The organism is Stenotrophobium rhamnosiphilum (genome assembly GCF_003052265.1).
Classification (GTDB): Bacteria; Pseudomonadota; Gammaproteobacteria; order Nevskiales; family Nevskiaceae; genus Stenotrophobium; species Stenotrophobium rhamnosiphilum.
Genome location: NZ_QANS01000008.1, coordinates 122,493 through 143,479 on the forward strand (window position 1 = coordinate 122,493; position 20,987 = coordinate 143,479).

At 51.5% G+C, this 20,987-nt stretch carries 16 protein-coding genes; 5 read left to right on the forward strand and 11 right to left on the reverse strand.

Annotated features, from left to right (window positions below; all coding sequences use genetic code 11):
• Positions 1–112 precede the first annotated feature (112 nt).
• The 7 genes from CJD38_RS17450 to CJD38_RS17480 all read right to left on the reverse strand — a co-directional run bounded on the left by CJD38_RS17450 (position 113) and on the right by CJD38_RS17480 (position 5,188).
• A complete protein-coding gene (locus tag CJD38_RS17450) occupies positions 113–694 on the reverse strand; it encodes a hypothetical protein (protein WP_107941661.1) in 582 nt (193 codons plus the stop codon).
• On the reverse strand, positions 691–2,343 hold the full coding sequence (locus tag CJD38_RS17455) for a recombinase family protein (RefSeq protein WP_107941662.1): 1,653 nt from the start codon (positions 2,341–2,343) through the stop codon (positions 691–693). Before CJD38_RS17455 ends, CJD38_RS17450 begins: the two co-directional genes overlap by 4 nt.
• Positions 2,340–2,780 (reverse strand): DUF2924 domain-containing protein, encoded by a 441-nt coding sequence (locus tag CJD38_RS17460; RefSeq protein ID WP_107941663.1) that lies wholly within the window; start codon positions 2,778–2,780, stop codon positions 2,340–2,342. Before CJD38_RS17460 ends, CJD38_RS17455 begins: the two co-directional genes overlap by 4 nt.
• Complete coding sequence (locus CJD38_RS17465) at positions 2,770–3,201, reverse strand: DUF2924 domain-containing protein (RefSeq protein WP_107941664.1); 432 nt, start codon at positions 3,199–3,201, stop codon at positions 2,770–2,772. Before CJD38_RS17465 ends, CJD38_RS17460 begins: the two co-directional genes overlap by 11 nt.
• A complete protein-coding gene (locus CJD38_RS17470) occupies positions 3,198–3,644 on the reverse strand; it encodes a DUF3489 domain-containing protein (RefSeq protein WP_107941665.1) in 447 nt (148 codons plus the stop codon). The genes CJD38_RS17465 and CJD38_RS17470 overlap by 4 nt, the downstream gene beginning before the upstream one ends.
• 345 nt (positions 3,645–3,989) lie before the next feature.
• Complete coding sequence (locus CJD38_RS17475; protein ID WP_107941666.1) at positions 3,990–4,559, reverse strand: Swt1 family HEPN domain-containing protein; 570 nt, start codon at positions 4,557–4,559, stop codon at positions 3,990–3,992.
• Entirely contained in the window at positions 4,556–5,188 is a 633-nt protein-coding gene (locus CJD38_RS17480; protein ID WP_146166014.1) for a DUF5343 domain-containing protein, read from the reverse strand. Before CJD38_RS17480 ends, CJD38_RS17475 begins: the two co-directional genes overlap by 4 nt.
• 291 nt (positions 5,189–5,479) lie before the next feature.
• Between CJD38_RS17480 and CJD38_RS17485 the strand changes: the two genes are divergently transcribed.
• From CJD38_RS17485 to CJD38_RS17500, 4 genes are read left to right on the forward strand one after another with little or no spacing between them, the layout of a single operon-like run.
• Entirely contained in the window at positions 5,480–6,907 is a 1,428-nt protein-coding gene (locus CJD38_RS17485; protein WP_146166015.1) for a Wadjet anti-phage system protein JetA family protein, read from the forward strand.
• Positions 6,907–7,557, forward strand: coding sequence for a DUF4194 domain-containing protein (locus tag CJD38_RS17490; RefSeq protein ID WP_107941669.1), 651 nt, complete (start codon positions 6,907–6,909; stop codon positions 7,555–7,557). The genes CJD38_RS17485 and CJD38_RS17490 overlap by 1 nt, the downstream gene beginning before the upstream one ends.
• A complete protein-coding gene (locus tag CJD38_RS17495; protein ID WP_107941670.1) occupies positions 7,557–10,928 on the forward strand; it encodes an SbcC/MukB-like Walker B domain-containing protein in 3,372 nt (1,123 codons plus the stop codon). The genes CJD38_RS17490 and CJD38_RS17495 overlap by 1 nt, the downstream gene beginning before the upstream one ends.
• Entirely contained in the window at positions 10,925–12,112 is a 1,188-nt protein-coding gene (locus CJD38_RS17500; protein ID WP_107941671.1) for a Wadjet anti-phage system protein JetD domain-containing protein, read from the forward strand. Before CJD38_RS17495 ends, CJD38_RS17500 begins: the two co-directional genes overlap by 4 nt.
• 60 nt (positions 12,113–12,172) lie before the next feature.
• Here CJD38_RS17500 and CJD38_RS17505 read toward each other — a convergent pair whose 3' ends face one another.
• The 3 genes from CJD38_RS17505 to CJD38_RS17530 all read right to left on the reverse strand — a co-directional run bounded on the left by CJD38_RS17505 (position 12,173) and on the right by CJD38_RS17530 (position 17,856).
• Positions 12,173–12,757 (reverse strand): PIN domain-containing protein, encoded by a 585-nt coding sequence (locus CJD38_RS17505; protein WP_107941672.1) that lies wholly within the window; start codon positions 12,755–12,757, stop codon positions 12,173–12,175.
• 717 nt (positions 12,758–13,474) lie between these two features.
• The gene (locus CJD38_RS17520; RefSeq protein ID WP_107941675.1) at positions 13,475–15,424 is read right to left on the reverse strand and encodes an alpha/beta hydrolase family protein; all 1,950 of its coding nucleotides are present in this window, start codon (positions 15,422–15,424) and stop codon (positions 13,475–13,477) included.
• 731 nt (positions 15,425–16,155) lie between these two features.
• On the reverse strand, positions 16,156–17,856 hold the full coding sequence (locus CJD38_RS17530) for a phospholipase D-like domain-containing protein (protein WP_206363064.1): 1,701 nt from the start codon (positions 17,854–17,856) through the stop codon (positions 16,156–16,158).
• 623 nt (positions 17,857–18,479) lie between these two features.
• Between CJD38_RS17530 and CJD38_RS17535 the strand changes: the two genes are divergently transcribed.
• Positions 18,480–20,462: a serine hydrolase domain-containing protein gene (locus tag CJD38_RS17535; RefSeq protein ID WP_146166016.1), complete on the forward strand. Its 1,983-nt coding sequence runs from the start codon at positions 18,480–18,482 to the stop codon at positions 20,460–20,462.
• A gap of 195 nt (positions 20,463–20,657) precedes the next feature.
• Here the strand turns inward: CJD38_RS17535 and CJD38_RS17540 are convergent, their stop codons facing one another.
• Positions 20,658–20,987, reverse strand: coding sequence for a hypothetical protein (locus tag CJD38_RS17540; protein WP_107941679.1), 330 nt, complete (start codon positions 20,985–20,987; stop codon positions 20,658–20,660).

Here is a 20,987-nt window from a genome sequence, read left to right on the forward strand (position 1 = left end):
TCTCGACTTTGACGCAGGGCCAGCGCGATAGACTCAAAAAGAAAATTGCGTCGACATCCAGCATGGCAGCTATTAAACCCAAGCTTAACGCGCTGCCAGCTTGACACAGTGCCTATGTACTCGCTTGCTCATGGACTCGGGCGACGAGCATTTTCTCAAGCTCTTGCAATTCTTCGAACAAATGTTCCGCTTGAGCATTTGCCTCCTGCGATACTTGGTCAGGACCGACAGCGTCAAACTTACCTTCCGCAGCCCGGCCTATGGTGCGAGCTAAAAGATCCCTCGCCTTCTCAGATAGCGCTGCCCCATGCGTCGCCAAAAAATTCTCCAGCTTCTTTTCTATAGGCCCGAACTCGAGCGCTATATCGTCACATGCCTCATGCCAATCCATATCTGGATGTGAGTAGCGCGGCTGAATCGCTCTGATGAGCGCGACCAGGGCTGAAGCCGCCTCATATTCCTTTTGAAAAATAAATTCCGACTTCTTGAGTGCCGTTCTGAATCGTTCGGCGTCCAAAAGAAAATTATTGCGTAAGCCTTCGAGAGCGGAATCATGCTTTGCCTTCTCCTGATGCAGCAACCGATCAGCCCACACCTTGCCGAGCCAACTTGAGAAACCAAATAAAATTGCTACGGCTCCGCCGAGGGCTGTCAACATCACCCCGGCAATCTTCACAATGTCATCAAAATTCAAAGTAATATCTCCAAGTCCCTACGGCCGAAGTTCAGCGCCAATATCTCACGCTGATCTAGCCAACTCAAAGGCAGATTTTCAATCCTTAGAATCTTCTTCGCTGTTGTGTCGGCTGTCTGCTTGCCCGCCAAGAGATCGGCGACGATATCAGGCGCCAGGAATGCGAGTGGCATAGCTCGGCCGACATTGCTGTTATCCACATCTTCTGTCTTGGAAAACTCAGCCGCAGTCATCGGTTTCTCCGAAAACATCTGATCCCAGAACCTCATACTCAAGCTGAGTGCCTTAAAGATCTGTGGATCAGTTTGAGCCCGCGCTATCGTCGATCCTTCCATTACGATTCTTCTTTCGACGCCGCGCCGCTTCATCGCTATTTCCACTGCCTTCTCGATTTTCAGTGGCGCCTTAGTCGGAAGATTAATACTGACCTTAATGCGGTTTATATTGATCTGCACATGCTCGATCCATTCCAGTCGATCTCTCATTCCAGCAAGTTCGATTTGATTCCGTAGATCTCTAATTCCGTGCGCATCTAAACCTGATTTAATTGCTGCGGCGCCTATCGCGGCTTGATCACTGATTGCGGCCAAAACGATTTCATCGACTCGTCTTTCTATTTCCAAGGCCGGCAGCCTCCAGGGCTGCATCGATCGTTCATTGGATTGATCATTATCACGATCATCTTCATGCGTGACGTAGTAGCGATACCTGCGCCCTTTCTTGCTTGAGTGAATCGGCGTGAGCATGCGATTCGATTCATCAAAGATCTTTCCCATGAGTGGGCTGTCTTCAGTCTTCCTGCGCGGCTTACCTCTGCACTTCCGACTAATTTCTAGCTTCTCTTGAGCAGCCTTCCAAATCGCCTTGTCAATGATCGCATCGTGCTGTCCCTGGTATCGCTCTTTCTTGTGAGGAATAACTCCGATGTAGATCGGATTTCTGAGAATGGTATGCAGCGCTCCACGACTGACTGGATCGTTTGACGGCTTGCCGTGTGGCCTTGAGGTGATGCCTTTCTTCTGGAGGGCGATTGCCAACTCTCTGACACTGGAACACTGCAGGTAGTCATTGAAGATGGTTCTGACGACTTCAGCATCTTCAGGAACAACAATGAGCTTTCGATCTTCTACCTTGTATCCTCGCGGCAATCCTCCGCCCATCCACATGCCCTTCTTCTTGGAGGCTGCGACTTTGTCTCTGATGCGCTCTCCTGTGACCTCTCGCTCAAACTGAGCAAATGACAGAAGCACGTTCAGGGTTAGACGCCCCATGGATGAGGTAGTGTTGAACTGCTGCGTCACAGCTACAAATGACACGCCCTGTCTATCAAAGACTTCGACCATCTTTGAGAAGTCGTGGAGCGATCGGGTTAAGCGATCCACCTTATAGACCACAACGACATCGACAGCTTTGGATTCAATATCCGCCAGAAGTCTTTGCAGCGCTGGTCGCTGCATCGTTCCACCAGAGATGCCACCATCGTCATAAGCCGTGGGGATTAGCGTCCATCCTTCTCCGCGCTGGCTCTTAATAAAGGCCTCACAGGATTCTCTTTGGGCTTGCAGAGAATTGAAGTCCATATCGAGGCCTTCATCTGTGGATTTACGGGTATAGACGGCACAGCGTTTTACAGAACGCTCATCCGTCATTGCGCTTTACTCTTTAACCCAAAGAACAGAGGGCCTGAGCGCTTCTGACCTGTGATCTGGAATGTGACTTCCGTTAAAGAGCGATAGGCCTTGCCCTGATACTCGACACGATCTTCGTGAACCGTGACGTTATGCTGTTGCCCTCTCCACTCCCGGATAAGAAGCGTTCCGGGTGATGCCTTGCGAAGAGGAGCGACGGCCTTGCCATTGAGAAGCATCTTTCGGATATCAGGCTTGAGTCCTCCATAAACCTGTTCCTGCATGCGATAGGCCGTGGCCAGTGCCAGGATGAAGTTGGAGAGACGAAGCGGTGGGGATCGGCCATAGGCCCTGCTGAACTCATTCACCAGATCTGCACGACTCATATGGATCAGGCTATTGAGTTTTGCATTGAGCTTTTCAGGATCGCGCTTGAACTCCGCCACATTAATGCCCATGGCCGGACTCCTTGATTCCCTGATTGAAGAATTCCGATACAGAACTCTTCCCACCCGTAATAGCCTCTACCGCTTTCTGTAGTGAGCTATAGAATTCGCCGCGATATGCGGCGCCATCTTCTAAAACGGTCACCTCATGAATAGCGCCCTTCCACTGACCGAGAAGAATCGTGTTGCGACTACTTTCAATCACCAGTGATGTGATGGCTTCAGCAGCAGTGAGCGCCTGATACATCCGGGATCGCAAGCGAGCAGTAAGTTGCTGCTGCAATCGATAGCCAATCGATACTCGAAGAAATTCATCGCCACCATCTTTCGCTGCGTCCTTGCCGTGCAGGCGCTGATACTGATGCTCTAGCGCTAAGCGATCTAGCTTTGGCAGATTGATCAGCTGACGTTCGATACTAGCCGCGCCCTTCATGATGCAATCCGGTAAATCGCACAGCCATCCTTCATCGTGAGATCAACTTTCAGACCCTGTCGCTTACGTAGAGTCCCTGAGATCAAGCCTCGGATCGAATGGGATTGCCATCCGGTGGCTTCGACAAGTGCAGGAATATCGCAACCAGTCGGTTGACGCAGCAGACGGATAATCAGGGCTTGCTTGGATTCAGCCTTCGCCTCGCCCAGTGACAATTGCCCTAGTTGGGCCCAGACAGTTTTGATAGCGATCTTACGATCGGCAAATCGCTTGATTGGATTAACGCCCAGCAGAGCGTTATGGATCGCTAGTAAACGTACGACGGGAAATCGCTTAGGGTCGAGTTCACTCGATCGTCCAATCAGGACAGATTCAGGGGGAATCTCATTTGGGGCATCAGCACAAACAGTAACGCGATGGTCGGTGAAAAGGTAGCAGCGCATGTGAGCTCTCAGTGAAGGCGAGTATTTCGCCTGCACACATGGACGCTCTTGTTGCGATGGAAGGCCAGTCTCTCCAGGATCTTTCGATGTTGCACAGCGACAATCAGGCCACCACTAACTGTCTTCTTTGTACCAATAACGAACGTTCAGGGCTTTCGGCTAATGCAACTAGTACAGCGCTTACAGACGAAAGAACTCTCGATTTACCGAATTGAACCACATACGCAATTACTCAACTGAGTGATACGCTGGCATGTCGTCTCTCAAAAAAGTAAATCGCAGACCCTGACCGGTCGCTATGGACTAATAGCAGCCCGCCCCACCCACGATAACTGCAGGTTGTCGTTATGGTGCAACCATCCGAAACCAGTCGCGCATCACCTGCCTTATGCGGCCGAGCTCTTCGTCTGGAATCGGAGTCATATGCGCAACGGCATTCCGCAAGTGCGTTAATACTCTTGCCTGCTGAATCAGGCTTTTGTCACGAATGACATCAACAAAATGGGGCTTCCAGCAAACGTCAATTACGCGCAGTAATTGCGGGTAAGTCATTAGTGCCGATTTGTCACGTGTACCGAGCGCCATCCAGCTTTTTGTGTCTTCCGCAACTTCCAAGGATTCAACTTCCGTCCGTACATCGGACGGAAGCTTGTCCCACCATGGAACAGCAGGGTCTTGAGACAGTACATCAATAATAATGTCCTTCAGATATCTTTCGAAGACAAAGAAAAGCTTGAACGCCTCTGCCGCTTGGATTGCACCGTGAACCGTATCGGGAACAACCTCTGAAAGGTCGAAAGTGTCCGAGACAAGAAGTTGCTGCGCTGGCACAAGATCAGCGCGATGCGATAAATGCCTTTCGGCACCCTGACCAAGCAAAAGGAAAAGTGCCAACTTGGAATCGTCTAAACTCACGACAATGATTTACGAAGCGCATTAAAGATATTGAGATAAGTCTCTTCCGTCGCATTTGATGGGAGATGAACTTGGATGTTGTAGTGAAACTCTGGTCGAATTCCAGATCTCTTGTCGTTCTTCTGAGAGTCGATCTTTTCTCGCTCCCCGGACTTGTCGCCAACTATTTCCTCGTGATCTTTATGTTCTGGCTTCGCATCATCAAAACTGTTGACGCCAGCGACTTCAACCAACGTACGAAATGTTCCTGCGGTCCGACGAGTCACCTCCTCATCAGAACCCGCCACCTGCGCGATGAGCCCTTTCAGTTCATCACCTGTAGCTTTATGAGCACTCTCATTTGCCGCAAATAAAGGGGCAAATGCACGCCCGATCCCGAGAGCCAGAGTCTGTCCAGCGCGCTGCGAGTTCTTAAGCAACGCGTAGTCAGCAGTTGGTTTCCCGGATTGATCTACCAGACCAAGTGCTTTCAGAAGCGGTATGAGCGGTCGATCGCCGCCACTCTTCAGACCAAGTGTCTCTGCAAGATACGCCTGCGTAAATGAATCAGGAACCTTCGCCGATGCGATCTTCTCAAAGAGCACTTTGATTTTCCCGTAATTGGGAACATAAGGAAGGGCTGATGGCATATGCGTCTCTGTTAGTAGTGACAATTTAATCTGGGCGACGGCCAATCTGAGCTAACCAAACGCGAGGTCGCTAGGGCCTCCCTTTGGATTTGTTCTGCTGTGACTGAGCCTCATGCACTGTCCCTTAACTAGGGCGAAAACGCTATTAGCCAATTGGCTAATAGCTAGAATGCTTACCTATGCCAAGGTTAATCTGGCGCGCCTAGCGACTGCTCCGCAATGCGAGGTGCCCTTCTCCCTACCCTCGATAATTGCATGTTGCTACTATGAATAGACAGACAGCAGATAACATTGTCCAAGCCCTTCTTCGACCGCTTCCCGGGTGATCCCGATCTCCTCAGGCCCTTAGTGGGGCCGAATCGTCGTCGCGCGTGGGATCTGTTGCTAAAGCTACACGATGATTACTTCGGCCCTGACGCCCCACCCCCACCTGATGAAGGCTTCAAGCGACGCAACATCGTCGTCGCAATCGAAAACTTCCTTCTTAATAGCTCCGCATGGGTAGCGGACGATGATGATCATCCTGCAGAGAATACGTATCAGCAAGCAAGTGTCTTGCTTTCACGGCTGCTTCGCACGGGCTGGCTGATTGAGAAGCGCACCGGCGTTCGATACTTCATCGAAATGAATGAGCCGGTTTCAGCCTTCCTGGAACATCTTAAGCAGTTTGCGGAGGAAGGGCCGCAGTACATCGGCGCCGATGTACTCATGATTCACAACACCATGAATCAGGTCGAAGCAAATCCAGTCGCTCAGGCCAGCGCATTCAGCCGAGCCGCGCTGGATGCTCGTCGAGTGATTTCGAAGCTAAAAACCACCCGAGTCAAAGTTCGTGACCTGATGGCCAGTCTTGCCAACGAAGCCGAGACACATGCCTTCGTGAAAGGCTTCTTCCAGGACTATGTCACGGGCATCTTCATTGCAGACTACCGCGAGCTGCGCACGAAGAATCATCCTCTACGTGGTCGTGACGATATTCTGCGAATCGTCTCTGATCTTCGCGATGATCCGGAAAAGCGAGAATTGCTTCGTGAAGGCTATGCGTCCTTCATGCGCAATACCGACAAGCATTCCATTGAAGAAGCGATGGATCGTGATTTCGAGCGCTTCCGCCGCTTTGAGGAAGTCGAATCCCATCTGGATCGTCTGGATCATTCCATCACCCGCGCAGTGCGGCAAGGCACATCCTTCATCAGCTACAACCTGCGTACACGTGGCCGTCTCGAAAAGCTTCTGGAGCAGGCTGCGCAGGTGATTCCACAGGCGGTTGCTCCCGGAGAGAAGGTAACAACCGCATGGGCGCCTGGCTGGCTCTTCAATGAAGCTGACCTGCGTCAGCCGCGTGTACCCGCGCCCCCTCGCCCACGCGCTGTTATCTCGAAACGAGAGCCGACACCGACCGAAAGAGCACTGTGGGAACTACACCGCACCATGGTGCGAAATCGCGAAGTCAGCAAACGTCAAATTGAAGAATTCTTATCGAACCAGATGAAGGACCGATCTCAATTGAGTTCGGATGAATTCCACTTAACCTCCGTCAATGATCTGGTTGTATACGGCGCACTGGTTCGCAGCGCCGTCGCATCAACACATAACCGCAAAGGCCATCCCTTCACTGCCAGCATTCCGGGCCTGAAGATCACCCTGGTGAAAGGCGACTTTACAGACAACGAATATTTCAAATCGCCACGATTCACCGTGGAATGGGGTAAACACTAATGGCTATTCAATCCTGGGATGCGCTGGCTTCTAAGCCAGGCTCTCCGTATGCAGCCGCAGATTTTTCAGCTGCTGCCTATGCCCTCATCGCACAGCAGGTTCTTTATGCTTCTGATCGCATGCAGACAGTTCCGTATCGAATCGTGTCGGAACACCTGAGCGCTTATCAGGCGCTTTTCCTGATGTTCGGCTTGGACGTCCAGCATGTCGCCACGGAAGAGTTTGTCGCTGCAGTTCCTATCGTTGAACGCCGCACGGAGCTTTCTCTTGATGTAACGCTGCTGGTTCTAACCCTGCGAAGCCTTTTCCACATTCGCAGCTCAAGAGGCGAAACAGATGCAGGCCGCGCTGTCGTCACAATCGAAGAGATTCGAGAAGAACATCAGCGCCTCACTGGCCGTGAGCTTGAAGCAGAAGGCAGCACGCTTAAAAACCTGATTGAACAAACCAAGCGAATGGGCATGGCACGAACTGTTGCCGCCGATCCAAACAGTGATCAACCCTACGATGTGGCGATCATGCCAGGCATCGCACGCCTGGTGAACGAAGCCGTGGTCAGTCGACTGGCTGCTCACTATCAATCCAAAGGTGCATACGCTCCGAGTGTTGAAAGCGATGAGCCCAAAGAGCCTGAGGATGGAGACGAGTAATGCAGAATCTTAAACGCATCAATCTCGTCCAGTTCTTTCTCTACGAAGCAGAGTCCTTCGAGATTGATGGCGATACTTCATTCCTTGGCCCGAACGGCACCGGCAAGACGGTTCTGCTCGATGCTGTACAGATCGCAATGCTGGGCGGGCATGGACACTACGTTCACCTAAATGCGCAAAAGGAAGGCTCCAACTCAAAGCCTCGTCGCATCATGGATTACTGCCTTGGGATGACCGATTCGAATCTCAAGCGAGAAGTCGCCCAGAGCTACATCTGCCTGGTATTCGAAGACACTAAGAGTAAGGTTTGCACCTCTATCGGAATCAGCATGGTCGCGGCTCGAGGGGATTCGAAACACGAAACCAAGGGCATGTTTGTAGCGCGCGGCTGCGATCTCGAAATTGGTGACTTTCTGGAAGGCGTTGATGGCGGGCAATCTCCCCTGCGCTGGGAAGATTTTCGCGTCCAATTAAGAAAGCGCGGCGATGCGATTGGCGTCAAACCGCAATTCCACGACACCCCAGAATCCTTTGTCAGCGAAATGCTGGGAGCGCTCTGTTCAGTCCGGCGCATCGATGCCAAGGCTTACATGAGTGCCTTCAAGAAAAGTCTTGCGCTGCGCAGTCTTGATGATGGCGTGGACAAGTTCGTTCGTGAGTTCCTTATCGATGCGAAGCCAATCAATCGGCAAGCAGCGGCAGCTCAGATCCAGCGCTTTCAGGAACTGCGAAAACTTGTTGAAGATACAAAAGCCCAGATTGCCGAGCTCGAAAAGCTGGAATCCGATTTCCGCTCACTGAAGAATGTTTCAGAGCGCGCGACGGGTTATACCGCGCTGGCGGCAACCCTCCAGTACGAGCACTGGGCTGAGAAGCACGGCTTTCTGAAGGAAGAGGTCGAGGATCTCGAACGTCAGGATACAGAAGGCCAGCGTCAACTCACTCAACTTAAAGAACGCCTCCAACAATTAGAAGCCGATGAGAAAGCAGCTCTGGCCGCTGTACATGCTTCAGAGCCCCTCAAGGCAAAGCAGCAGGCTGAAGAGGCGCTTGAGCAGCTTCAGAGACAGCTGCAAGACTACACACGCCCTATCGAACGCATCATCAACAACATCGATCAGGCGCTCAGCGATCTGCTGGCCGACCAGGAGTTCAATAAGAATCCAGCGGGTGGCCGTGAAGTTACAAAGCTGATCAAGGAGTCTCGCGATCATTTGACTGCTAAGCGGCTCTCACCCGCCAAGGAAAAGCTGACGGCTGCACTACACGCCGCACGCCAGATGGCTCAGCCATTGGAGAGCCTTGTAGATCGAGCCAAAACCGCTCGCGATCGTGCCGACGAGGACCTCAAAAGTCTTGAAGCCAGCCGTCGTCAGTCTGACAAGTATGGGGTCGCACTTTCAAACGATACTGCACGTGCCATTGAGCGACTCGAGTTCATGGGCATCACCGCAACGCCCGTTTGCTCATTGGTCAAAGTCACCGATACGACATGGCAGCCTGCCATCGAAAGCTTTCTTTTAAGCAATCGCGAGGCACTTGTCGTCCCGGCAGATAAGCATATCAACGCACTAGACATGCTCCTGAAACTATCCGGCTCGGAGCGCCTGCCAGGTGCTGCGCTCGTTAACGAGGCACGGCTTGATAGTGCTGTCGGAAAGGACACGAACCCTGACTTTGTTGGCAGTTTGATCAGCGGAAGCGATCCTATCGCTGTTTCCTTCCTTCGCAATATTCTTAGCAGGATGCGCAAGGCGTATAGCAGCGCTGATTTGAGAAATAACAGCCGCGCCCTCACAGCGGACGGCGGACTGTCAGCCAATTTCACGACCAAAACCATCCGCATGCTGTCACCGGCACAGCTGATGTTTGGCAAAAAATATGAACCATCTGATCGTGGCTTTCTGGAACGACAGATTGATGAGGCACGGCGTATTGCTGAAGAGGCTCGTCGCATTTGCGAACGTCGCGTAAAACAACGCGACACCATGACGTCCATCCTGAATGTTGAATCGGTCGTAAGAGAACTGGAAGAAGACTTCAAACGGCTTGGCGATCATTTTGTCGCCGTAGAAACAAAAGAGAACCTGATCAACTCCATCGATGTCGGCTCAGACGAGGCGCTATTCAAAGCGCAATTACGAGCAACTAAATTGAGGCGCGATGCAGAACTTGAAAAAGATGGCCTGCTCACTGCCACTGGTGGAGCAACTGAATCACTGAAGATCAAACGCGAATCCCTGGATGAAGCTCGCCAGTCTTTTGATCGTGCCAAAGACCGCCTGTCTGACGCACAAAAGGATACCGATTACTCTGCTCAAGCCGTAGACGAGCTACGTACCAAGTTTGAAGAGAGCCAGTCCAACGTCGCTATCAATGATCTGATTCAAGAATGCGAACGTCGTGCTACAACCGCTCGGAGGCAAGCAGTTTCAAAATCCGATGATGTCATGGAACTGTTCCGGGCATTCGTGGATCGTTACGAACATCCTGTTATTGATGAGCGCAAGAGCTGGCGCCTGGCCATGAAGTTTGGTGCCGAAGCCCTTGATCGCCTCAAAGGAACTACCCTCGCTGAGCGAGAACAGGAAGCAGCTGAAGCCCAGTTGGCCGCTGAAGAGAATTTCCGCAGCGGCGTTGCCATCACCATTGCGGGCGCAATCGATGATATGCGCCGCGTGTTGAAAGAGATGAACGGCCTGCTGGCGACATCGCCAGAATTCGCTCACAACGAGCGTTATCAGTTCCAGTACGAGCCACGTCCTCAGTACGAAGCGCTCATACACTACATCACGACAGCCTCGAGACCTGGTGCCGCTGGCTTATTTGATAGCGAGGTCATGTCAAAAACCATCATGGATATGTTGCTGGCGCCGGAGACAGGCGTTCAGACACCGCTCGATGATTTCAGAATGCTGTTCTCATTCGATGTGCTGGTGATGGCCAACGGCGTGAAACGTGCGAAGCTTTCGGATCGCGTACATACGGGTTCGGGGGGCGAACATAAAGTGCCGTTTTACCTGATTGCGGGTTCCGCCCTCGCCCACGCTTATCAGCTCGATCGCAATGCTGGTGGCCCCGCGATCATTCTTATTGATGAAGCCTTCAATAAGGTTGATCCGGGTAACACGTTATCGGCTCACCGTTACCTCAAGAGCCTCGGCCTGCAGCTGATCATGACAGCGCCGGAAGACTCTTACGGCAAGCTGATGCCAGTGACCGACCGCATCTATGAGATGCAGCGATTCGGCGATCATATTTTCCTTGAAGCAACGCACATCAAACCCAAAGCCAAGGAGCTGATGCGATCTGACATGGTGCAGGAGCATCCAGATTTGCTAGACCAGAAACTGGCTGAGCGAACGACATGAGCACCGAGCTTGCGAAGAAAGCTCTACGCAAGCTTTTGAAGAGTGCTGAGAACGCGAAGACACGCGGATCAGTTGCACGCGGGCTGCCATTTTCTGAAGCCTCATTCCCCGAGTATCTAAAGCCCCGATCCCTGGCTGAACTAACGGATCTCCATAACGAACTGGTTGCTGCCGAGCGAATTGGCGCCATCAGCATCCAGTGGGATCATCGTAGCGGCGACCGCGGTCATGTCATCAGAATAGATCTTCAGAACGAAGAAGCATTAGCTCGCTTCCTTGACGTCATACCGCTGTGGACGCTCTTGTCTACCGCAAAAGAGAAGTTCCAGCCTCGGGCCGAGCGACCTCAAGTAGCCGCACTACTTGAGGCATGGGCCAACGGTAAAAGGCCCCGTGAACGCGGGCCAGAACACGTTGATGCGTTTGTACAGGCCATGCGCGTTATTGATGAAGTGGAAGGACAAACTGATGGCGCGCTAATAGCCGTACGACGCATGAGTGCACAGTTATTTCACGACTCGAAAAAGATCGAAGAGCTTTTCGTCGAATTAGATCTGCTTACAAGAGCCGATGACGGTCCCAATCGGTCGCCGGATGAAATTTACAGTGAGCTCGGCCTTCAGCGTTTCCCTCAACCATTCTTCATGGCTGCAGCACCTGGAAATTTTTACTACATTCCTACAGGCGCTCAACGAGAAATCGAATCGCCTTATAGCGCCCCAGATCCGGAAACTATTAAAGGGTTTCGATTCACTGGTCGGTACATATTGTCCGTTGAGAATCTAACTCTATTCCAGGAGCTTGCCAGAGGGCTGGGTGGACCTATCGATGGTCTGATTCTCTATTCCGCCGGTATGCCATCCCCTCGCTGGTTGCAAGCCTACAAGCGAGTCCTTGCTGAGGCCGCGCCTGCTCAAGTATTCCACTGGGGCGACCCTGACGTCGGTGGCATTAGGGCCATGCGAAAAATCGCGTTGGCCGCTCGCTCTATAAGCTACGAGCTACAACCGTTCGCCATGGATGAAGAGGTCGCTGGCCATCGGAAGGAATTTACCGATGCAGAAGTCAACTACATCTGTCGGGTCTGTAACGAATTTGGCTGGGCATCAATAGCGGATAGGGTCACCAAAAGCCGTGGCGCTGTCGAACAGGAATCACAAAAACCACGGCTGCCTCTCAAATAAGTAGATCTCTCAAGCTCTAGACACCGAATGCCCACAAAAATTGTGGCGATTCCACAGAGCTTAGAATTCGTACGTAATTGCACCATTCGTCTCTGAGATCATTTTGTTTGCAAACAGAATGTCGATGATGCGATCAACTTCAGCTTGCTGGAGTTTCTTCTGAAAAATAGATGAGATGTGCTGAGACAAGGTCTTCCGCTTACGCGGTCTAGACTTCTTGTCTGATTTACTGAGCACTTCAATCACTCGCTTGTAGTTTGGCTCTTCAGGCTGCGTAGTCGTCTTAGGGTCAAGCTCAAGCAAACTATTGAGCCGCCGACACTTAAGTCCGCTCTTAATGAGATGCCGAAGCAGCGGATCAAAGCCTTTATCTTTCGATAAAACGATGCACTGTAAATGAGGTGATTTTTCGAGAGCACGACCAAGTTGACAAGCGATGAAGAAATCCAAAGCATTACTGCCATGAGCATCTACGCGTTGCCATTCAATACGGCTGCCCAGCTTTTGTGCGGTAGTCACGAGTTCGATCGGGATGCTTTTCTGGGAAGCACCGACAAAAATGATGATCTCGAAGGTGTCGTCGAGTCGAGCTAAATCAACTTGCTGAACATTCTCGAAATCAACGAGGAGTAGTTTTGGGTTCATCTGCGTCAGGCCCCGAGGCAAAATTTATGCGTTTAGCTTGAGGGCCAGAGTGTTACAGAGACCTTTGACTCATCGCAAATATCTGCTTCGGGCTCTCTCGCTCTGCTCTACCCATGACAAGGGGGAAATTGTCGTCGTTTTCATCTACCTCTTTCAGCAGTCCGTTTTGTGCCAGAAGCGGACGTTCAATTTCAGAGTGCCCGTGCCACTCATAGATCTCTGTAAAGACTTTTCTCGTTCTCTATTTTCTTCAGTTCTGCATAGCGCGAAATGCTGTGTAAGCCCTTAGAAAACCCTATAACTGCCAATCCGATTGTCGTTGCGACTTGTCCATTGGTGGTCGATGCTCCCAAGTGGCTCAATCCAACGTATGCCAGAACGAAAGAGGCAACAATGTAGACAGCCGCGCCCCAAAGGTGCACGCGCGCTGGCATTGGATCACTTTTTTTCACTGACGTTAGCTTTGCTCACAAGAATAGTTGTGCCATTAAGAAAGCTGCAATGACAAACGAGATGTACCCGACAGCCGTGTAAAGGAAAATGCACCACCAAAATGCTGCTGGCTGCTGACTGCGCTCGAAGTTGTTTGGCCACTGAAGGATAAAGTTGCCCACACCGCTTTTTCGGGCACGACTAACGTCTTTGAGACAACGAAGGCCAAGTACTATTAGAACAAGCGATGCAGCTAATGCAGCGAGCAGGTTCATTGCTGTTACATCAATCCGGTGGATTGAAGCGTTTCACGAAATCCACAGCTGCTTTGAGCATGGTGATGCGAGTCTCCTCACGGGAAAGGTGATGATCCTCCCCCTTCATCACCACGAATTCGAACTGTTTGTTGGCACTCTTCAACGCAGACGCCATTGTTTGGCTTTGCGAGATGGGAACGACCGTGTCGTCCTTGCCGTGAATCAGAAGTATCGGCGCGTCCGCTTGTTTCGCGAAGGTTGCAGGCGAAATGACGCGCAACACATCATCGCCTTCTTTGTCGGCACCGGTGGCTGCACGCAGATATCGTATAGCGCTGCTACGCACCCCGCGATCAAGCGAGTCGTAGCGAAACATTGCTGGCATGTCGGAAACACCCGCCACCGATACGGCGCAGCGATAGATGCCTTTCTGTAGCGTGACACCCGCCAGTGCGGCGTAGCCTCCGTAACTGCCACCGACAATGCACACGCGTCGAGGGTCGATGATGCCCTGAAGGGCAAGCGGTGCGATACCAGCGGAGATGTCACTCAACATCTTTCCACCCCACTGGCCGAAGCCTGCCTGCCTGAATGCCCGGTCGTAACCTGATGATCCACGATAGTTGGGCTGCAACACAGCGTACCCGGCGGACGCGAAGGCTTGCGCTTGCCAATCAAAACCAACCCGATCACGGATACCGATTGGACCACCATGCGGCATAACCACCAGCGGCAACTTCTTCAGCACGCGTCCTGGCGGTAAGGTCAGGATGCCTTCAATCGGCGTGCCATCGGCTGCAGAGTAGTTCACAGTTCGGACTGGACCGACATCCTTGCGACGAATTTCTGGATACGGATGGCCGATCTCGCGCGCCTTACCTGTGGCGATATCGACCATCCAGTAAGTACCTGAATCGTCCGCACCCTCTGTCAGCACGATGAGCCGATCTAGGTTGCTGCTATAGGACTCTAGTCGTATTTGGTACGCCGGGAATGCCTTGCGCGCACCGTTGTAACGCGCCTGTAGCTTGGCGTCGAAGAAATGGGCGCCCGGCTCTTGCTCGGTGATCGCGCCAATCAGCAGGCCGGACATGGGATCAAACAAAAATCTGTTGGTGGAGAAAGAGTCGAAAAGCGGCTCCTGCTTGCCGTCGGCGATCGACACTTCCAACGCGACATCCTCGACCCCGGAGTTGTCCACGACCAGCACGGTTCCAACCGAGCGCCCCTGACCGACGAGGTCAATGTCATCAGTTGGAGAGATTCTGCTAAGTAGCAGTTTGTCGCGGTTCTTGCCAGCGTAAAGTCGCCACTCACCGCTTGTCTCGTAGTACTCGGAATGGGCGACTACGCTACCGTCAGCGGCCACGACCCATTGATGGTCGTGTTCTCCACCTTTGGCCAATATTCCGGGTTTGCCGGAGTCGAGATCTACGCGATAGAGATCCCGGTAGCCGCGTTCGAAGAAATAATCGCCGGTTAAGCTATTGCGGCTAAATGTGATTCCGCCGAAGTAACCGTAAACGCTCCCCTCCGACCGCGCTGCACCGAAGTAGCCGAATACGGCGCGCGCAACGCTGCGCGACTTATCAAAGATCGCGGAGGACGCATGATGATCAGGGCGAATGTTGATCACCGTAGCGAGCTCGTAGGCGCGGACAAAGTCCAGTGGCTGTTTATACGTTGAACTGGTGGTGGCTAGAACATGGTTTTCATCGGCCCATTGAATGTCACGCAGCTTAGTGTCGCCAACCTTCGTCACATAGATCGCTTTGTCATCGGTCCCGACGACCGCTAGCGTGCGGCTTTCGCCGAGCACCGCTACAAAGGTGTAGCGCTCGCCCGACGGCGATAGACGCATCAGATCGACTGACGGCAGATGCCCATAGGCTTCGATTGGCGGTGCGGCATAAGCGGAGCAGAACAACCCGCAACAAGAAAACAAGATGGCGATCGAAGTCACGGTTGATCTGTTCATTGCTGTCTCTCAACGTGAATGGATCAGAGTGCTCACTGAATGGCGAACCAACGGGTGAGCCGAATCTTACTGAGGCATCAAGATATTGTGTTCTTTGTTGATGATCAATCGATCTTGAATGCAGATGCCAGAGTGTGGTCAGTTCGGAGTGATCGCCTTTAGCAATTGCAAATGTCCGCTATGCAAAACATGTAGCAGAAGATCAATTGCACGACCCATGAACGTGATCATCTAGCGCTCTCCAGATTCTTTCTTAATTTTCCCAGCCCCAAAACTTGGTCAACGTTGCTTCGCTCTATGTGCGGGACTGAAAAAGCAATTAGGAAAAAATAGGCGATTCATTTGTCCCGCACATAATTTTCATGCAAAACCTTCTTATCGTTAATTTTTACGCATCCGTTTTTTTACTGAAGCATCAAGACGGGTACTCATCATCTGAATTACGCCGCGCCGCAGCGCGACTCACTTGAATCAAGGCCATTCACTCTAGCTAGTGTGACAAGCGTAGCAACAGTAGTAACAACCATTGATTCTGTGGCTCGGCCATTGTTGCTTGGCATTTGAAACTGCCTCATGACATGCGCTGTAAACTCCAAGATTTATTTGGCTTTCTGCTGACGGCATGAAGGAGCACCCCGTTGATACATTGTGAACTTCATGGTCACCGTTGGGCTGAGCGTTGCGGTTAATAATAAATCCAGGCATTACACTTTCCTCTATTGTTAGCTTTGTTAGGTTGAGAACAACAGCCGATCTCGTTTTGCCTGCGATTTGACGCCTTTCTTCGGATAGAAGCGGTCGAACCAGTTGTGATCAGAACCGCTAATTGCAGCTGGCTTTTGCAACGTCATTGCAGCAGGCTTCTTGGCGCCCTTGAGCTTCTCGCCTTTGGAACCAAACGCATCTCGCATCTTGTTGCGAAAATGCAGGTGATCAAAGACACGCACTGCCTCAATCGCATAAGCCGTGGCAATACGTTGGTCGCCAATCATGATCAGATGATCACCATTACCGGACTCTCCGCTTGGTGAGAAATTACTTGAGCCTGTGAATACCTTTGCCGAAGGCAGCGAAAAATCCGTAACAACAAACTTGTGATGGATGTTGCGCCCTTTCCCACCCGACCATTCGGATTTGAATGGCTCAGGGGACTTACTAGCTAGATACGCGAAGTCCACAACGCCGCGAGTTCCATCGGGCTTGAGAAGCTCAAGGTTTCGCTTTGCGTCTACAGTGCCGTAGCTAAAGACCGGCCGCTGAGCCAGTCGATCAAATGCTTCACGCGTTGCGCCCTTGGTTGTTTGACCAAGGAAAGCCACCGAATAAAAGACCGATGAAGTTGCCTGATCCACCGCAGCGGCGATTGGATTCAGCGATAGATCGGTATCTGTATGCGGTGAGAAGCAAATCTTGACCAAGGGATTCTTGGCATGGCCAACATGCCATTTCTTTGTGAAGTCGTCTTTGCGTAAGCTCGATGGATCTAGAAACGAGATATCGAACATATCGCCGAAGAGCTTGGCGACTGATGGGGCGTCAAACACCAACATGTTGTTGGCCTGGATGTAGAGGCCGCGATAGGTGAAATTTGTTGAGCCACACAAAACTCTCTGCGGTTCACCGGTTTTCTTATTGCGGCTGATGAACACCTTATTGTGTTGAAGACCGCTGAAGTGCGTACGCACAATCTCCGCGCCCTTAGCCTTGAGTCGTTTAGCCGACACCGATTCAGCGCTAGCCGGTGAATTGTGCGGCGTATCATCGCTGCTCGATGAATCGTCAATAATGATCCGCAGGCGACTGCCAAATTTCTCCAGCGCTTCAACAATGCTGCGCTCATTGAGATCGTAGGCCATCACATCGAGTACGAGCGTCTTGTCCCGATAGGTCTTGTCCAGAAAATCGAATAGTAGATCGCGTGCTTCAAACCCGAGCCATTCGTAGACACTTTGCCCGCGCTCGTTCTTCAATTTTGATTTATTGAACTTCAGTCCGTCCTTCGACAATGCCGGAATGATGTCTTCGCCATCGCCGAACTGCTCTCTAAATGCCTGCGACGATGCAAAGTTGCGAGTAAAGCCAACATCGACCAAACCTTTATAAGTAACAGCACTCTGCTCGATGCCTAGGATGAGCGATGTTCCGGCAATCACCTTGCCGTTGATTTTCATATGCCGCTTGCTAACGCGGTAGGTATACGTGCCATCTTTGGGATCAGGCGGGAAGTGCACCCACCGAAATTTTTGATAGGGGTTCAGTCGCGAGTCGAACAAGCGATCGCCTGTGACTTCACTACCTGCACCTTTGGGATATTCGAAGGCGAGTCGATTGAGCAGGGGCTCGAAATCTTTAGCGTCAGGCGCTTTTACCTCGATGGAAAAACCAACCAGATCGGGTTCAGGATCTTCAACATCAAACCCAATGAGGCTCATGCGTTCTCCACGCCATAACTTGCACGCGAATCCCTCTTTCTCCTTGCGGAACTGGAAGTCACTCATGACTCACCCCCATCTTGAGTTATGCATGCTTTTCTGTCCGCTAACAATTTCATTGTTATCGAACAGCTGATAGCTATAACAATTTCGCTAGAGGTCTCCAGCAAAACTTTACTCTCTAGACTGAATTCCCCAACGCTATTTTCTGTATAAAGCTAAATTTTCAGAGCTCAAGATTGATTACTCTCGCTGCACATCGGCAGCATCTCTAAATCTCTTTCAGCACTAGCCTTTTACGAAAATATTTTATTTCATCAATGACAGATACGAACAGATTATTAGTTAAATAGATATTAGACCAATGGCTATTCGACACTAGACCGATGGCCATAAGTCTTGCTTATAAAAATTAATAGATTAGTGTCTATTGGGGATCTATTGCGCTGCCTTATACCCATTGAATGCCTACTGAATCAGGGCAATTCCAGTTGGCCGGCCTCAAGTGCCGGCACTTACAAGAATGGGGATCAGTCATTCAGCACTTAGATCTAGGGATGACTTGATCGATTGTTAGGCAATTCGTTTCTGAGCGCAGACAAAAAGAAAGTTCACATTCTTATTTGATAGAAGCCTCACATTTTCCTTTTGTCCGATTTACTAATGTGCCGCATTGGTTAAATACAACAACTAGGGGGTGTATCGTGCATAAGTCTCGTAGCGCCGTTGGCGCCTTAGCAGTATTTTTTCTTGTCCAGTCCACGCAGATCCACGCCGCGGATTCCTGGACTCAAGTCGGAACAACCGCACGGCCTACTTGGGTCGATTTAGGCGCCGAGCGACGACTACGCATGCTTAGCGGTATCGTCGCTGCGCAGCAGAATCTAAAAACTTCTGCAGGCAATTATCTCGGCGCAAAAGGCCCCGCCATGACCGCAGGGCTAGTCCTCGAAGACGGACTTTTTTATAGCCAAGGATTTGGCTATGAAGATGCAGCAAAAGTCTGCGCGCCCGATGAGCGCACGATTTACCGGCCTGGATCGCTGAGCAAAGTGATCACCGGCACTGGCTTGCTGACGCTGATCGATGACCCTGCAATGAAGATGTCACTTGAGGACTACGCAGATGACGACCGCTATTTGCCGGAACTGAAATTCGTATGCAAGTGGGGAGATACCACGTGCAAACGTGGCAAGCAGTCCACCGGGATCAAACTCAAGCATCTCGGATCGCACACCGCTGGTCTAGCCGACATCATGGATACGTACCACGCGGACGTTGAAACTTGGCTTACTGATCTCAAAAAGAGTTACACGCTCTTCACTCCAGGGGACTACGCCTCCTACTCCGGAGTCGCGACCGAAGCAGAAGGATTGATTGCACAGCGTATCTCGGGCAAACCTTACGCAAAGTTCATCCAAGAAAATCTGTTTGCACCTCTTAAGATGACTGAGTCATCTATGGATACCGGAAAACTTCCCAAATACCGCGTCGCGCAACGTTGGCAGTTGAATGTAAAAGCAGCATCTTGGTCCTTCTCTAAGGCCGATGCGATGCCTGGCGGTGATGACCAGCCTATGCTTTGGCCCGCTGGCGGCTTTTCGACCAGCGTGCGCGACCTGTCCCGCTTCATGGCGATGTGGCTCTCAGCTAATCCGCCATATATAAATGGGCGCCAAATTCTCAAGCCCACGACGATTCAAGCAGCCATCAATCCTCAGGTTTCTTCGCCAGGCACAGGTGCGGGCAATTGCGGTCAGGGAGGCACTGGAACCGGTGGTTTTTTCGATGCGAATAACTACTACTACTCGAATTGCGGAGCCGCGGATGGCTTTGGGGTTAACTGGTACCGAGGCAACCTACCGCGCATACGGCATAACGGGAGCATTGGAACATCCGGATCAGACACCGTCCTTGATCAGCCAGCGAAGATTGGGGCAACCGCCTTGATCTCAACCAATCCCCTGCCGAATGTCGCGACAGCCACCTCGGCTCAGCCGCCGGGCCTTGATGGTGGATTCGTGGCGACAGTTACCGAGACGCTGCTCAATGATGGTAAGAATGCAGATAAAGCTCCCGATTGGATGGGCTCTCCGCTCGCGATTGCTGCCGCGCGTGTGCTCTATCTGTCAGGGAAGACTCCCAGCTCTCACGATACAAAATATTTCACGCCTTTCTTTCTCCGTTTCCGCAAGCTCACTACAAAAAACATCGCCGAGTTTGTGACGCAGTGGCAGAAGGAAAATGGGCTCTGTGAAACTTTTCGCGTATCCAATATTGCTAGCGCCACACAGATGACAGTCCGGTTCTCATGTAAAAAATCTGAGTTGGCGCTTGTCTTGAATGTCGAAAGCAAAGCGCCGTACAGAATCTCATGGTCAACTGCACCAGAGAGCAAGTGTGACGCACCTAAGCACAGGACTAATCCCGGCTCGATCTGTCCACCAGCAGGGGAACCAAACAAGACCTTCGCCTGCAATTGCCCGAAGTCCACGCAGCCAATTTGCACACTGCCCAAAATGTGCTTGTGGAGCTGCAGCCATTACCTGCCCGAGACAGACCATCACATCCCTACGCCGCAGCCCGGGGCAGTGCGGAATCGATAAATTTGGAGCCATCAATTTAACGGGATCGCACATTTCCAGATCACACATAAAAAGAAAGCCCGCAGCTGGGGAAGCTGCGGGCTTATCAAAGATCGAAAGTCGGGGAAACTTTCTGGAGATCAGGGAGAGGATCTCGTGAAACCTAATCTATAGATTCAACCTGACTGTTAACTGAACGCCATGCTCTCAATCACGCTATCCCACCGAATGCCTTTCGATACAGCGTCGCACGAGTGAATCCAGTCCGCATTCAGAATCCTGCGCTGATATCTCACCAAGCGCGATCAAGTGATTTCGTAAAAGCTTCTCCAGATCGCTCGCATGCGAAGAATCAGGTTTCAGCGTAACGCTCGCGTTTTCGGCTCCTATTTCTGCCGAAAGTTGAACACCCAAGGCATCAAATATGACGCCTCTTTTTTCAATAACCCACCATGGTTCTAAAAAGCGCTGAGCCTCTTCAACGCACTTAAAAAGCAAGACGTCCAAGTCTTCAATAACAAATATCGGCGGTTGCGGAGTAAGCAT